Annotated in this window: 14 protein-coding genes and 1 other RNA gene; 1 reads left to right on the top strand and 14 read right to left on the bottom strand. The window is 67.5% G+C overall.

What is annotated here, in order from left to right; all coding sequences use genetic code 11:
* Nucleotides 1-460 precede the first annotated feature (460 nt).
* The 9 genes from ssrA to tsaD all read right to left on the bottom strand — a co-directional run bounded on the left by ssrA (nucleotide 461) and on the right by tsaD (nucleotide 7,548).
* Nucleotides 461-813, bottom strand: a transfer-messenger RNA (tmRNA) gene (ssrA, locus tag AB1346_03040).
* A 158-nt stretch (nucleotides 814-971) separates the two neighbouring features.
* Complete coding sequence (gene smpB / locus AB1346_03035) at nucleotides 972-1,466, bottom strand: SsrA-binding protein SmpB (protein ID MEW6719404.1); 495 nt, start codon at nucleotides 1,464-1,466, stop codon at nucleotides 972-974.
* A 17-nt stretch (nucleotides 1,467-1,483) separates the two neighbouring features.
* Nucleotides 1,484-2,797, bottom strand: coding sequence for an amidohydrolase family protein (locus AB1346_03030; protein MEW6719403.1), 1,314 nt, complete (start codon nucleotides 2,795-2,797; stop codon nucleotides 1,484-1,486).
* Nucleotides 2,794-3,168: an aspartate 1-decarboxylase gene (gene panD, locus AB1346_03025; GenBank protein MEW6719402.1), complete on the bottom strand. Its 375-nt coding sequence runs from the start codon at nucleotides 3,166-3,168 to the stop codon at nucleotides 2,794-2,796. Before panD ends, AB1346_03030 begins: the two co-directional genes overlap by 4 nt.
* Nucleotides 3,169-3,209: 41 nt before the next feature.
* Nucleotides 3,210-4,058, bottom strand: a complete 849-nt coding sequence (panC, locus tag AB1346_03020) for a pantoate--beta-alanine ligase (protein MEW6719401.1) — start codon at nucleotides 4,056-4,058, stop codon at nucleotides 3,210-3,212.
* Nucleotides 4,058-4,852, bottom strand: a complete 795-nt coding sequence (gene panB / locus AB1346_03015) for a 3-methyl-2-oxobutanoate hydroxymethyltransferase (protein ID MEW6719400.1) — start codon at nucleotides 4,850-4,852, stop codon at nucleotides 4,058-4,060. Before panB ends, panC begins: the two co-directional genes overlap by 1 nt.
* Nucleotides 4,853-5,034: 182 nt before the next feature.
* Nucleotides 5,035-5,685 carry a deoxynucleoside kinase gene (locus tag AB1346_03010; GenBank protein ID MEW6719399.1) on the bottom strand — a complete coding sequence of 217 codons (651 nt, stop codon included), beginning with the start codon at nucleotides 5,683-5,685 and terminating at the stop codon, nucleotides 5,035-5,037.
* 38 nt (nucleotides 5,686-5,723) lie between these two features.
* Nucleotides 5,724-6,575, bottom strand: a complete 852-nt coding sequence (rsmA, locus tag AB1346_03005) for a 16S rRNA (adenine(1518)-N(6)/adenine(1519)-N(6))-dimethyltransferase RsmA (protein ID MEW6719398.1) — start codon at nucleotides 6,573-6,575, stop codon at nucleotides 5,724-5,726.
* A complete protein-coding gene (gene tsaD, locus AB1346_03000) occupies nucleotides 6,550-7,548 on the bottom strand; it encodes a tRNA (adenosine(37)-N6)-threonylcarbamoyltransferase complex transferase subunit TsaD (GenBank protein MEW6719397.1) in 999 nt (332 codons plus the stop codon). Before tsaD ends, rsmA begins: the two co-directional genes overlap by 26 nt.
* Nucleotides 7,549-7,583: 35 nt before the next feature.
* On the opposite strand from tsaD, the gene AB1346_02995 reads away from it, so the two are divergent.
* Nucleotides 7,584-8,234 (top strand): hypothetical protein, encoded by a 651-nt coding sequence (locus tag AB1346_02995; protein ID MEW6719396.1) that lies wholly within the window; start codon nucleotides 7,584-7,586, stop codon nucleotides 8,232-8,234.
* 2 nt (nucleotides 8,235-8,236) lie between these two features.
* Here the strand turns inward: AB1346_02995 and AB1346_02990 are convergent, their stop codons facing one another.
* From AB1346_02990 to AB1346_02970, 5 genes are all read right to left on the bottom strand, one after another.
* Nucleotides 8,237-9,559, bottom strand: coding sequence for a PhoH family protein (locus tag AB1346_02990; GenBank protein ID MEW6719395.1), 1,323 nt, complete (start codon nucleotides 9,557-9,559; stop codon nucleotides 8,237-8,239).
* Nucleotides 9,559-10,422 carry a tol-pal system protein YbgF gene (gene ybgF, locus AB1346_02985; GenBank protein MEW6719394.1) on the bottom strand — a complete coding sequence of 288 codons (864 nt, stop codon included), beginning with the start codon at nucleotides 10,420-10,422 and terminating at the stop codon, nucleotides 9,559-9,561. The genes AB1346_02990 and ybgF overlap by 1 nt, the downstream gene beginning before the upstream one ends.
* Before the next feature lies 1 nt (nucleotide 10,423).
* Nucleotides 10,424-10,960: a peptidoglycan-associated lipoprotein Pal gene (gene pal, locus AB1346_02980; protein MEW6719393.1), complete on the bottom strand. Its 537-nt coding sequence runs from the start codon at nucleotides 10,958-10,960 to the stop codon at nucleotides 10,424-10,426.
* A 78-nt stretch (nucleotides 10,961-11,038) separates the two neighbouring features.
* Entirely contained in the window at nucleotides 11,039-12,331 is a 1,293-nt protein-coding gene (locus tag AB1346_02975) for an LpqB family beta-propeller domain-containing protein (protein MEW6719392.1), read from the bottom strand.
* Between the two features lie 8 nt (nucleotides 12,332-12,339).
* Nucleotides 12,340-12,935 (bottom strand): energy transducer TonB (locus AB1346_02970; GenBank protein MEW6719391.1); only part of this gene is annotated, 596 nt, incomplete at its 5' end.

The following is a 12,935-nucleotide window of genomic DNA, read 5'->3' as shown; positions in this document are numbered from 1 at the left end:
TTCGGATGTGCCCGAGACGATCAAACTCAAGGAAAGCGAGCTTCAGGCTGAAGAGCGCCGGGTCGCCAACTTCATCGAATTCGTCGCCGAGGGTCGTGGAAGCAAGGCTATCGCCGGGGCCTTGACGATTTCCGAGCAGAAGGTTCAGGAATTGGCGGTAGAACTGGAAATGCTGCGCCAGAGCAGGGACCGGGTCTTCAAGGCCCCTCCCCTTCCGTGGATCGAGGAGCGGGTCGCCACCATCCAGGAGGTCCTGGAGCGACGGACCGAGAAGTCGGCCCTGCTTTTGAGGAAACTTCTGGGAAAGATCCGGCTGGAACCGGTTAAGCCCGAGGTTGGACGACCGTACCTTCGGGCAAGGTCGCAACTGCAAACTCTGGCTTTATTGGAGATCGAACCTGAGGCAAAGGAAGGCGAGCGAGGCCTGACGGCCCCGGACGCCGGTTCGACTGCTTTGCGTTGGTGGAGGCGGGGGGAGTCGAACCCCCGTCCGAAGATTCTTTACTCCGGGCTGCTACGTGCGTTTCCGGTCATTTGGGTCTCGTCGTCGGGGACCCCGGCCGGCAGGGTTCCCGTCTGACCATCCCGGCTTGAATTTCGCCTTGCGGCCCCCCGGGAGGGAGCTTGGGGCTATCCCGTAAAAGTGACCCCCTACCCTCTATACGGGCATTCGAGGTTCGGAGGCAGGCAGCTTAAGCTGCCTGAGCTAACGGATAGTCGTTGGCGACTATTGAGTTCCCGTTTTTACGAGGTTCAGGGCCTCGGCACGCGACCCGGGAGCATCGACATCCCCGTCGAAACCGTTTCGCCCCCGTTCACTCTTCCCATAATAACAGTTTGGCGGGCCCCTGGGTACGACCCAAGTGACCCGCCAAACTTCTCGGAGGGGGAGAAGAGCATCTCAGCTCTCTTGACATATTGGACACAGGTTCCCCTGAAAAGGTTCCATCCTTTTTAAAAAAAGTTTCCTGTTAGTCCCTGTGGGCGTCCCGCTTCCCCCGTGATCGGGTAGCCCGCTCGATATCCCGCTTCGCGTCCCGTTCGGCGATGTCGTGGCGCTTGTCGTAGAGCTTCTTGCCGCGGGCCAGCCCTACCTCCAGCTTGACATGTGGCCCCTTGAAATACATCTTCAGCGGGATGACGGTGAAGCCGCGCTCCTTGACCTTCCCGTGCAAGTAGTCGATTTCCTTGCGGTTAAGGAGGAGCTTGCGAACCCGCAGCGGGTCGATGAAGCGCTGGTCGCCGTGGGAGTACGGGGTAATGTGGACGTTCTCGACGAACACCTCGCCGTCGCGGAAGGCGGCGAAGCCGTCGGCGATGTTGGCCCGCCCCTCCCGGATCGACTTCACCTCGTAGCCCTGGAGCGCCAGCCCGCACTCGAAGGTCTCGAGGATCTCGTATTCGTGCCGGGCGCGGCGGTTCGTGGCGACCACCTTCACGCCGGGCTTTTCGGTCTTTTCGGCCATCCCCTGCCCGCTTCCTTTTATGCGGCGTCGCCGTGCACGGGGCGTCCGCCGACGACGGTGAGACGCACGTTCGACCGCTGCGTTCCCTCGACCAGCCGGACGAAGATTTCGGCGCCTTCGCCCCCCGGGTCGTCCACGGCGACGAAATCCGCCGGGACGCCCTGAGCCAGCGTTCCTGTGGGGAGCGCCAGCGCGGCGGCCCCGTTGACGGTGAGGGCCCGGAACAGCTCCCGGCACAGCGCTGCGTCGCCCATCTTCCCCCGGTAGAGGGAGCGGGCGCGGCGGGATTCCTCCCAAAGATCGAGGTCCGGCACCGAGCCGAGGCTGTCCGTCCCGAGGGCGAACGGGATGCCGGCGTCGACGAAGTGCGTCACGTCGGGGGCGCCGTTGCCGTGCGCCTCGTTGCTGCGGGGGCACAGGACGAACCGGGCGCCGGCCGCGCGCAGCGCGTCGATCTGCCCCGCCGCAAGGTGGACATTATGCGCCAGCAGCAGCCCCTCGCGCAAAAGGCCCGTGGCGGAAAGATGCCCCGGGATCGACCGGCCGATCCCTCGGAATGAGGAGACGTCCTGCCCCACGAAGGGATAAAGACGCGTGGCGATCTCCCCTCCCCCGCGCGAGAGGAATTCCATTTCCGCTGCCGATTCGGCCAGATGGAGGCACACGGGCAGCTTCTTCCCGGAGGCGAGGGCAGCCAGGGAACGCAGCAGCCCCTCCCCCACCGTGTACAGTGTGTGGGGCGATACGCCGGGGGCGAGCAGCGGATTCACGGCGGAGAGCACTTCGAGCTGACGGATCGACTCGCCGACGGCCTCGAGGACCGCAGGGGCGGCCTCCGGGGCGAATCCGATCCCCTCCGCGAAGACCCGCGCCCGCAGCGGGCAGGAAGAGTAAACGGTCAGGTCCGGCCCGGCGATCTCCCCCGCCGATGTCGTTCCGAAAGAGATCGCCTCCCGCGTGGCCTCCGCGAAGTTCCCGGCGAACGAGGACGGGTACGCCTGCATCCGCCAGACGATCACCTGGAGGAGCCAGTCGACGAAGTTCGGCGGGATCGGCAGCGGCTGCCCTGCCGGGTCGGTGAGCCGCGGGATCTGCAGGTGGGTGTGGGCGTTGACCAGCCCGGGAAGGATCGCCGCGCCCGGAAGCTCCCGCACGGCGAACGAGGACGGGGCCATCCGGAGGATGTCATCCTTCGGGCCGGCCGCAAGGACGATTCCGTTCGCGACGGCGACGGCGCCCGGGGCGAACACGTACTCCGGATCCGCGACCAGCCGCGATGCGACATAGACGGTCCCGTCCGAGGTCTGTCCCGCTTCTGCGGAAGTTCTCACGAACGTCCCGGTTCTGCGGTTTTTACTTTCTGCCGGTTATTCTCGTCCACGTACACCATCGTCGGATGGAACCCCTCCAGCTCATTCTCATTGTAAGCCGCGTAGGAGGCGATGATGACGAGGTCTCCCTTGGAGACCATGCGGGCGGCCGCGCCGTTGAGGCAGATCACGCCCGAGCCCGGCTCCCCGGAGATGACGTAGGTGGAGAACCGGTTGCCGTTGTCGATGTCGTAGATGTGCACCTGCTCATACTCGATCAGGCCGGCGGCATCCATCAGGGAGCGGTCGACGGTGATGCTCCCTTCGTAATGGAGGTTCGCCTCCGTAACCGTAGCGCGGTGGATCTTGCACTTGAGCATCGTCCTCAGCATGGGTCAATCTCCTCTCGGGATGACGGCCCGTTTATTTCCAGCTACGTCCCCAATTTGATGTTATCGATCAGCCTTGCCGGTCCGACTTTCGCCGCCACCAGGATCGTTATTGAATCCACCCGCCCCGACAGGGAGGCCAGGGTATCCGGGTTGCGGCCTTCGGCGTAGTCGAGGGCGGCGCGCGGCTCGGCGGCGATCTCCTCGCGGGCGGCGGCGACGAGCGTCGCGGCGTCGCGCTCGCCGGCGGCGAAGAGCTCCCGGGCGCGGAACAGGCCGCGGGAAAGGCAGCGGGCGGCGATGCGGTCCTCGCCCTTGAGGTAGGCGTTGCGCGAGCTCATCGCCAGGCCGTCGGGCTCGCGGACGATGGGGGCGCCGACGATCTCGATGCCGAAGTCGAGGTTGCGGGCCATGACGCGCAGGACCGTGAGCTGCTGGTAGTCCTTCTCGCCGAAGACCGCGACGTGCGGCCTGGCGGCGGCGAACAGCTTGGCGACGACCGTGGCTACGCCGCGGAAGTGGCCGGGGCGGGAGGCGCCGCACATACCCTGCGAGACGCCGGTCACCTCGACGAAGGTCTGGTAGCCGTCGGGATACATGTCGGCGGCGGACGGCAGGTAGACGGCGGAGACGCCGGCGGCTTCAAGCATCGCCAGGTCGCCCGCCTCGTTGCGCGGGTACTTCTCGTAGTCCTCGCCGGGTCCGAACTGCGCCGGGTTGACGAAGATGGAGGCGACGACGGCGTCGCAGCCGCGGGCGGAGGCGGCATGCACCAGGCTGATGTGCCCCGCGTGCAGGTATCCCATCGTGGGGACCAGCCCGATCCGGGCGCCGGCGGCGCGGCGGGCGTCGGACCAGGCGCGCATCTCGGCGGGGGTGCGCAGAAGTTCCATCAGAAAGAGTGATCGGGGCCCGGGAACGTCCCGTCGCGGACCTCGCGGGCGAAGGCGTTGGCGGCGTCGGCGATCGGCTGGCGCAGCTTCCCGAACTGCTTGACGAACTTCGGCTTGAAATCGGCGTACATCCCGAGGAAGTCCTGCATCACGAGCACCTGGCCGTCGCAGTGGACGCCCGCCCCGATGCCGATGGTGGGGATGGAAAGCGTGGAGGTGATCTCGGAGGCCAGGTCGGCGGGGATCCCTTCGAGCACCACCGAGAAGGCGCCCGCCTCCTGTACGGCCGCGGCGTCGTCGAGCAGCCGCTCCCGCTGCGGGTCGGTCTTCCCCTGCACCTTGTAGCCGCCCATCCGGTGGACCGACTGGGGGGTGAGGCCGATGTGCCCCATGACCGGGATGTCGCAGGAAACGATGGCCCGGATCGTCGCCTCCATGCTGCGCCCGCCCTCCAGCTTCACGCCTTCCGCCCCCGCCTGGATCAGCCGGCCGGCGTTGCGGATCGCGTCGGGGATGCTCGTCTGGTACGACAGGAACGGCATGTCCGCCACCAGGAGCGTTCGCTTGCGCCCCCGGGCGACGGCCTCCGTGTGCCGGATCATGTCCTCCATCGTCACGTTGAGCGTGTCGGGATACCCGAGGACCACCATGCCCAGCGAGTCGCCGACCAGGATCACGTCCGTGTCCGCTTCGTCGAAGATCTGCGCGAAGAGGGCGTCGTACGCCGTGACCATCACGATCTTTTCCGCGTCGGCCTTCATCGCGCCCATGTCGAGGACGGTGACCTTCCGCATCCTGCTCCCCTTTCGGTCCGCGGGAACCTTGAGGACCGGGCGGCTCCTGAAAAAACGAAAAGCCTCCCGGAAACGCTCCCGGAAGGCCGACCTTGAATAACGCGGTCCGCGGGAACCGGAAAGCGCATACGGCTTTACGCCTTCGGATCCCGCATCGCGAACGACCCCGTCTCGGTCCGGCCTTACCTGGATCCCAGCGGTATGTAGTGCTGCATCCCGCGTTTCACACTCTTGACTTCCCTTACGAGATGTTCAAGGTCGCGGGCACTTTCCACGAAATCGATCTCGCTCGTGTTCACGATCAGCAGCGGGGTTTCATTATAGTGGAAAAAATACTCGTTGTAAGCATCGCTTAACGTCTTCAGGTAATCGAGGGAGACGTTGCGCTCGTAGGCGATCCCGCGCTTGCGGACCCGCGACAGCAGCACCTCGGGGCGCGCCTGGAGGTAGATGACCAGGTCGGGCTTGGCCAGCGTGGGGACGAGCAGCTTGTAGATCGACTCGTACAGCGCGATCTCGTCGTCCTCCAGGTTGATGAGGGCGAAGATCTTGTCCTTGGCGAGGATGTAGTCGCAGACCACCCCTTCCTCGAAGAGGTTCCCCTGCGCCAGCTCCTTCTGCTGGCGGTAGCGGGAGAGCAGGAAGAAGAGCTGGGTCTGGAAGGCGTATTTCTTCGGATTTTCGTAGAACCGTTCGAGGAACGGGTTATGGGCCACCTCTTCCTTGACCAGGCGGGAGCCGAACTTCTGCGCCAGGAGCTTGGCCAGGGAGGATTTCCCCACCCCGATGGGCCCCTCGATCGCGATGTAGCGGGGGGTCTTCTGATCGGTCATTTCCGGTCAATTGTATGCGGGCAAGGACGTTTTTTCCACTACATTCCGGGGGGCGGCGGCAGGCGCCGGGCGAGCGAAAGCCATGACGCCGGGGGAACCCGCTCCGCGCGGGATCCCGGGTCGATCCCCTCGGCCTCGAGCATCCCGCACCACTGCTCCGTCCCGCCGGGAAGGAACAGGACGGGCGCGTTGCGCAGCGTCTTGCGCCGGTGCGCGAACCCCGCGCGGACCACGGTCTGGAGGGCGCGGAGCAGCTCCTCGGGAAACTCCCCGAAGAACCGGATCGTGACCACCGCCGAGTCCACGTCGGGGGCGGGGTGGAAGCAGCTCCGCCGGACCGTGAACTCACTCCGCGTCTCCGAGAGCACCGACAGGTAGACCGACAGGATCCCGTACCCCTTCCCGCCGGGAGGGGCGCAAAGCCGCTCCACCATCTCCTTCTGCAGCATGAGGACCGCACGGGGGAAGATCTCCCGCAGCTCGATCAGCCGCAGCACCGCGGGGGAGGAGATGGAGTACGGCAGGTTCCCCACCGCCGACCCGCCCCTCGGGAAGCGCGCCCGCCATGCGTCCTTCGGCACTTCCAGGAAATCGCCCTCCAGCACCTCCACGGAGGAGCCCTCGAACTCCTTCCGCAGGAACGCCGCGAGCCCGCGGTCCACCTCGACCGCGGTCACCGGGGCGCCGCCCTCCGACAGCGGCCGGGTCAGCGCGCCCAGGCCGGGGCCGATCTCCAGGTACGGCGGGGGGAACGACCTCGCCAGCTCGACGATCTTCCGGACGACGTTGCGGTCGTGGAGGAAGTTCTGTCCGAACGACTTGCGCGGGGAAAGCCCGAGGGCGGCGAGCGTCCTCCCTGGGGACTCAGCGGGAGAAGCGGGAGGCGGCATACGCGTTGAGCTCCGGGCCGGAGAAGAACCCCTCGGACATCCGGCGCTCCCCGAGGAGCGCCACCATGGCCGCGTTGTCGGTGCAGTGCGCCTTGGACGGGAGGAACGCCTCGACGCCCGCCGCCGCGCCGCGCTCGACCGCCAGCGCGCGGAGCCGGGAATTGGCGGAGACGCCGCCCGACAGGACGAGCCGGGGGATCATCTCCCGCCGGCAGGCGTCGAGCGCCTTCACGACGAGGATGTCGACGACGGCTTCCTGGAACGATGCTGCGATGTCCTCGATCCGCGCCGCGCCGCCCGCCGGGGAGGCGAGGAAGGTGCGCAGCGCCGTCTTCAGCCCGGAGAAGGAGAAGTCCGCGGAATCCGCGCCGAGGCGCGCCCGCGGGAACGTGTAGCGGGCCGGGTCCCCCTTCGCCGCGAGGCGGTCGATGACCACCCCGCCGGGGTAGCCCAGCCCCATCATCTTGGCGGCCTTGTCGAACGCCTCCCCCGCCGCGTCGTCGAGCGTCCCCCCGAGCTGCCGCGCCCCGCTCCATCCCGGGACCCGGAACAGGGAGGTGTGGCCGCCGGAGACCAGCAGCGCCACATAGGGGAACGCGACCTGCCTTTCCAGGAAGACGGCGTAGATGTGGCTTTCGAGGTGGTCGGCGCCGTAGATGGGCTTCCTCCAGGCGAAGGAGAGCGATTTCGCGAAGCAGAGCCCCACCAAAAGGGAGCCGATCAGGCCGGGGCCCGAGGTCACGGCGATGCCGTCGATGTCGTCGCGCCCCGAGGCGGCGTCGTCCAGCGCCTTCCGCACGACCGGGACCACCGACCGCAGATGCTCCCGGGAGGCCAGCTCCGGAACCACGCCTCCGTAAAGCCCGTGGATGTCGACCTGCGAGGACACCACGTTGGAAAGGAGGCCGCGGGAGGCGTCGTACACGGCGGCGGCGGTCTCGTCGCAGGAGGATTCGATGCCGAGGATGCGCATTTCCCAACACTACCACGAAATGTTAATTTGAGCGGATGGCCGACTTCGTCTTCTCGATCGCCGGAAGCCGGGAAGTGGTGGCGGCGTTCGCCCTCCTCGGCGCGGCCGCGCTGTTGTACGCCGCGGTGCGGATTTCGCTCTTCGCCTATTCGTCGATTACCGGGGAGGGCGGGAAGGCCCCCTTTATCCTCGAAGCGGCGGACGCCATCTACGACCCGGCAGGCGCCGGGACTCCCCCGGTCTTCCGGAAGGAGGCGCTGGACGTCTTCGGGATCGGCGGCTGCTTCCTCGAGACGCTCACACTACGGGTGACCGCAACCGAGGACACCACTTTCGAAAATATCCGGGTCGAGTTCGCGGAACGGCGGTTCGGGCGGCTCGCACGGGTGCGCCCCGGGGAGTACCGCGTGGAAGGGCTGGCGGAAGCGGGAAGAACGGCGGACGACGTCCGGAGGCCGGATGATTTCCCCGCCTGCGGGGACGGCGCGGGAGCGTTCGAGGGGCGATTCACCCCGCCGTCGCGGCTCCCCGCCGGCGGGACGCTCTGGCTGAGGGTCGGCTACAAGATCGACGTCGCCCGGGAAGGCAGCTGCCTCCTCGTGTTCCGTCAGCTGCGGGAGGGAAAGAGAGAGCGCGCGGCGTCGATCCGGCTCGCGTTCCGGAACCGGGAGCCGATCGACGCGTAAGCTTAGAGAATGTTCGCCGCCAGCTCCGCGAGGGGGGAGCGCTCCCCCTTGACGAGCAGCACGTGCCCCGCGATCGCCTCCCCCTTGAACTTCTCCACGGCGTGGGAGAGGCCGTTGCTCGAGGAATCGACGAAGGGGTTGTCGATCTGGTACGGGTCGCCCGTCAGGACCACCTTGCTGTTCTCCCCCGCGCGGGTGAGGATCGTCTTCACCTCGTGGGGCGACAGGTTCTGCGCCTCGTCCACGATGATGAACTGGTTCGGGATGGATCGGCCGCGGATGTAGGTCAGCGGCTCGATCTCGAGGATCCCGAGGTTCATCAGCTCCTGGTAGCCGCGCACGCCGCCCTGCCGCTTCTTCCGGTTGAATCCGAACAGGTACTCCACGTTGTCGAAGATCGGCTGCATCCAGGGCTTGAGCTTCTCCTCCACGTCGCCGGGGAGGAAGCCCAGGTCCTTGCCCATCGGCAGGACCGGGCGGGAGACGAGCATCCTCTGGTAGACCTCGTCGTCGGAGGTCTTCCGCAATCCCGCCGCGATCGCCAGCAGCGTCTTCCCCGTCCCCGCCTTCCCCGCCAGCGTGACGAGCTTCACCGAGTCGTCGAGCAGGATGTCGAGGGCGAAGGTCTGCTCCTTGTTCCGGGGGCGGACCCCCCAGACGTCCTCCTTCAACTGCGGCAGCAGCCGGATCTTCCGGGAGGCGTAGTCGTGGCGCCCCAGCGCCGATGCGCCCGTTGCGGCGTCGCGGAAAATGACGTATTCGTTGGGGTAGAGCTCCTCCGCTCCGGGAGGCGGCGCGCACGCCCCGGCGGCGTAGAAGGCGTCGATGAACTCCTTCCCGGCCGGCACCTCGCTGATGCCGCGGTACAGCTCGTCGATGTCGACCCGGTCGCTCTCGTAGTCCTCCGCCCGGATGCCGAGGGCGTCGGCCTTGATCCGCAGGTTCGTGTCCTTGGAGATGACGACGACCGGGACTCCGCTTTCCCTTCCGCGCACGGACAGCGCGACGCCCAGGAGCTGGTTGTCCGCGAGCGACCCCCGCAGCTCCGGCGGCAGGAGGTTGACGCCCTCCTCGCCGAACGCGATCCGGAGCATCCCGCCCCCGTCCAGCGGCACGCCTTCGGACAGGTTCCCCTTCACCCGCAGCCGGTCGATGTACTTCGACACGGTCCGGGCGTTGCGGCCCAGCATGTTGAGGTCTTTCTTGAAGTGATCGAGCTCCTCGATCACCACGATGGGGATGAAGATGCGGTTGTCCTCGAACTTGAAGAGGGCGTTCGGATCGTGGAGCAGGACGTTGGTGTCCAGCACGAAGTTCTTGATCACTATTTGATCTCGGTCAGCTTCTTCTTCGCCAGCCCCGCGGCGGTGGATTTCGGGTATTTCGATACGACCAGGTTGAGCAGTATCTTCGCGTTCTTCGCGTCCTTGAGCGCCAGGAACGCCATCCCCTGCTTGTAGACCGCGTCGGGCGCCTTGTCGCCGGCGGGGTACTTGTCGACCACGTCCTGGAAGGAGAGGATCGCGTTCTCGTAGTCCTTCTCCGCGTAGTACGACTCCCCCTTCCAGTAAAGGGCGTTCGGGACGAGCTTGTGGCCGGGATTCTGCGCCACGAATTCCGCCAGCGTCTCCCGCCCCTTCTTCGGGCTGCCTGCCTTCACCTGCCCGACGGCGAACTCGTACATCTCCTCCGGGCTCTTCCACGCGGGCGCCATCGAAGGGGGTGGGGCCGGGGAGGCCGCCGGGACCGCCGCCACGGCGGCCCCGGAAGCCGTCCCCGCTCTTCCTTCGAGGGCGGTCACGCGCTTTTCGATCTCCTGCATCCGCTCGGCGCCCTTCCGGGCCTCCTGGATCGCCTTCTCCTGCTCGGCCTGCCGCGCGGCGACGCGCCGCAGCTCGGCCTGCGTCTCGTCGAGCCGGGAGCTCGCGGCGAGCTGGTCGGACCGCATCCGGTCGGCGTCGGCTCCCATGTCGGCCACGGTCTTCCGCAGCGCCGGGACCTCTCCCTCGGCGGCCGAAGGCGCCGCGGATTGGCTGCCCTTGAGGGTCGCCACTTCCTTCCGCAGGACGCCGACTTCGTCGCTGAGCCGGGCGAACGCGCCGGAATCGGCGAGCGTGCACCCCGTCGATGCGATGGCCAGGGAGCCGAGAAGCAGGAGGGAGATCGCGTTGCGCATGGTCGCCGTCACCTCATTTCACTACGAAGTGGGCGCGACGGTTCTTCGCCCAGGCGTCTTCCGTATGGGCGGGATCGAGGGGGCGCTCCTTCCCGAAGCTGACCGTGGAAACGGCCGCCGCCGGAACGCCGAGCGATACGATGTAGTTCTTCACGGAGGCGGCCCGCCGGTCGCCGAGGGCCATGTTGTATTCCGCCGTGCCTCTCTCGTCGCAATGCCCCTCGACCAGGAGCTTCGCGCCGGGGTTCTTCTTCATGAACGCGGCGACCTCCTGGCTGGTCTTTTTCCCGTCTTCCCGAAGGTCGGACTTGTCGAAATCGAACAGAACGTCGGCAAAGGAGGACGGCTTCTCCTCGGTGACGGCCACGCCGGGCGCGGCCTCGGCCGGCTTCGCCGCCACGACGGTCGGGGCGGGCGCCGGGGCGGGCGCCGCGGGGGCGGCTTCCATCGGAGCGGGGGCGGCGGCCACGGGAGCCCCCGACGCCGCGTCGGACTTCACCGCCTTCTTCGTGCATCCCGTGGCGGCCACGGCCGCGATCAACAGCGCCATGGCGGCCCACTTCCATGAGCTACTACACATAAGGTACCTTGCCTTTCCGGACGGGGTCGGGCGCTTGGAACGGAAACGTCAACGCATGGAGGACCATGCGGGCGATCCCATGTCCCCGAGCCCGGAGACCAGGGTGCGTTCCCGTCGCCCGTCCAATGAGATGATTTTCAGCCCAGAGTAGCCCTTTTTCCGATGGCTGTAAACCAGGTAGCGCCCGTCGGGAGAGAAAGACGGGTCTTCGCAGTCCGCATCGGGCTCGGAAACGACCGTGCGGGTGTCCGAGCCGTCCGGGGCGGACGTGAAGAGCGCGAAACGCCCCCCCGCCCGGGCGGTGTAGGCGATCCGGTCCCCGGCGGGCGACCAGGCGGGGGAGGTGGCGTATCCCCCCTTCGAGATGCGAGTCTCCTCCGCGGAGCCGACGGTCTTCACGTAGATCTGCGGAGAGCCGCCGCGGTCGGAAACGAAGGCGATCCGACGCCCGTCCGGAGAGACCGTCGGCGAGACCTCGATCCCCCAGCCGCCGGCGACCGTCTCCGCGGCGCCGCCGGTCACGCGCACGCGATGGATGTCGGAATTCCCTCCCCTGCTGACCGAGTAGTACAGCCATTCGCCGTCGGGGGAGAACGCCCCGGGCGATTTCGCGTCTCCCGCTCGGACGACCTCTCTCTCCGCGCCGGTATCGAGGTTGCGCAGGTAGATGACGGGCACGCCGGTGCGGAAGGAGGTGAAAGACAGCCAGCGGCCGTTGGGGGACCAGCGGGGAAACAGGTTGTAGCTGCGGTTGTCCGTCACCTTCCGGAGCTCCTTGCCGTCCATCCCGACGACGTAGATCTCCTTCCCCCGGCCGTTGCGCGCCGAGAAGGCGATCTCCGTCCCGAAGACGCCGCGCGCCCCGGTGAAGACGTACAGGATCTCGTTGGCGAACCTGTGGGCGACTTCGGCCGCCTGCCGCGGGCTCCCCGAATAGCGCTTCCCGGCCAGCAGCGTCCCCTGCGTGGCGTCGTAGAGCCGCATCTCGTAGGTGAGCTGGTCTCCCCGCCCCTCCACTTTCCCGATGACGACCGCCTCGGCCCCGATCGTCTTCCAGGAGCCGAAATCGAGCGGCTTCCCCGAGAAATGGGCGGGCCCGACGGCCTCGAGGTGCGATTCCCCGGGCACCAGCTCGAACAGGTCGGTGAGGGCGAGGTCGCTCTCGAGGACCTTCGGCATCTCGCGGGAGAGCGTCGGCGGGCCGGCGACGACGACGAATTTCCCCACGGCCAGCGGCAGCCGCTTCCCGCCGGGGGCGTTGATATCGATGTAGAGGACCGCCGCGGCGGCGGACGGGAGCAGCGCGAGCGCCAGCAGCGCCGCCGTAAACGCTCTCCCCATCGCACGCATCATCTCCCGCCTCCCGCGCCGTGGAACCGGAATCCCACTTCGTAATGGTCCTCGCCGCCGCGCAGCCGCTCCGGGGGAACCGGCAGCGGGCTCGCCTTCCGGATCGCGCGGCGGACGGAGTCATCGAAATAGACATTGCCCGAGCCCTTTTCGATCCGCGCGTCGGAAACCCGGCCGTCCTTCTCGATGACGATCCGCATCTCCACCAGGAGCTTTCCGGCGTCCCGCATCAAGGCCTCGGGCACGGCCCAGCTCTCCCGCACCCGCTCCTCCAGCTTCCGGTAGAACTCGAGAAGCTCCGGCGCGACCCGGACCGTCCCCTGCGACCCGCCGCCGTAATCGCCGACGCCGGCCGCGGCCGCCGGCGGCCGCTCGATCCGGCGCGCGACCCTTCCCCCGACTCCCCGGACGGCGGCGCGCGCCGCCGCCTCGCGCCGGCGCTGCTCGACCGCCTCCCGCACCGACCGGACCGCGTCCGAGCCGGCGCGCGCCTCGCGCATCTCCTTCAGCCGCTCCGCGACGGAGGAGGTATCGGGGGTCGCCGGCTTCTTCTTCGAAGCGGCGTAATCGCCGGGCGCGGCTTTCTCCGGGGCCT

This window comes from Thermodesulfobacteriota bacterium (assembly GCA_040758155.1).
In the GTDB taxonomy this organism is placed as follows: domain Bacteria; phylum Desulfobacterota; class Deferrimicrobia; order Deferrimicrobiales; family Deferrimicrobiaceae; genus UBA2219.
Note: the sequence above shows the minus strand (reverse complement) of the source record. Positions and strands in the feature narration are given on the sequence as shown.

Bases quoted from the DNA above. Each gene is read 5' to 3' on its own strand.
- smpB (MEW6719404.1), bottom strand. From the start codon at position 1,466: ATGGCCGAAAAGACCGAAAAGCCCGGCGTGAAGGTGGTCGCCACGAAC.
- panD (MEW6719402.1), bottom strand. From the start codon at position 3,168: ATGCTGAGGACGATGCTCAAGTGCAAGATCCACCGCGCTACGGTTACG.
- panC (MEW6719401.1), bottom strand. From the start codon at position 4,058: ATGGAACTTCTGCGCACCCCCGCCGAGATGCGCGCCTGGTCCGACGCC.
- panB (MEW6719400.1), bottom strand. From the start codon at position 4,852: ATGCGGAAGGTCACCGTCCTCGACATGGGCGCGATGAAGGCCGACGCG.
- AB1346_03010 (MEW6719399.1), bottom strand. From the start codon at position 5,685: ATGACCGATCAGAAGACCCCCCGCTACATCGCGATCGAGGGGCCCATC.
- rsmA (MEW6719398.1), bottom strand. From the start codon at position 6,575: ATGCCGCCTCCCGCTTCTCCCGCTGAGTCCCCAGGGAGGACGCTCGCC.
- tsaD (MEW6719397.1), bottom strand. From the start codon at position 7,548: ATGCGCATCCTCGGCATCGAATCCTCCTGCGACGAGACCGCCGCCGCC.
- AB1346_02995 (MEW6719396.1), top strand. From the start codon at position 7,584: ATGGCCGACTTCGTCTTCTCGATCGCCGGAAGCCGGGAAGTGGTGGCG.
- pal (MEW6719393.1), bottom strand. From the start codon at position 10,960: ATGGCGCTGTTGATCGCGGCCGTGGCCGCCACGGGATGCACGAAGAAG.
- AB1346_02975 (MEW6719392.1), bottom strand. From the start codon at position 12,331: ATGGGGAGAGCGTTTACGGCGGCGCTGCTGGCGCTCGCGCTGCTCCCG.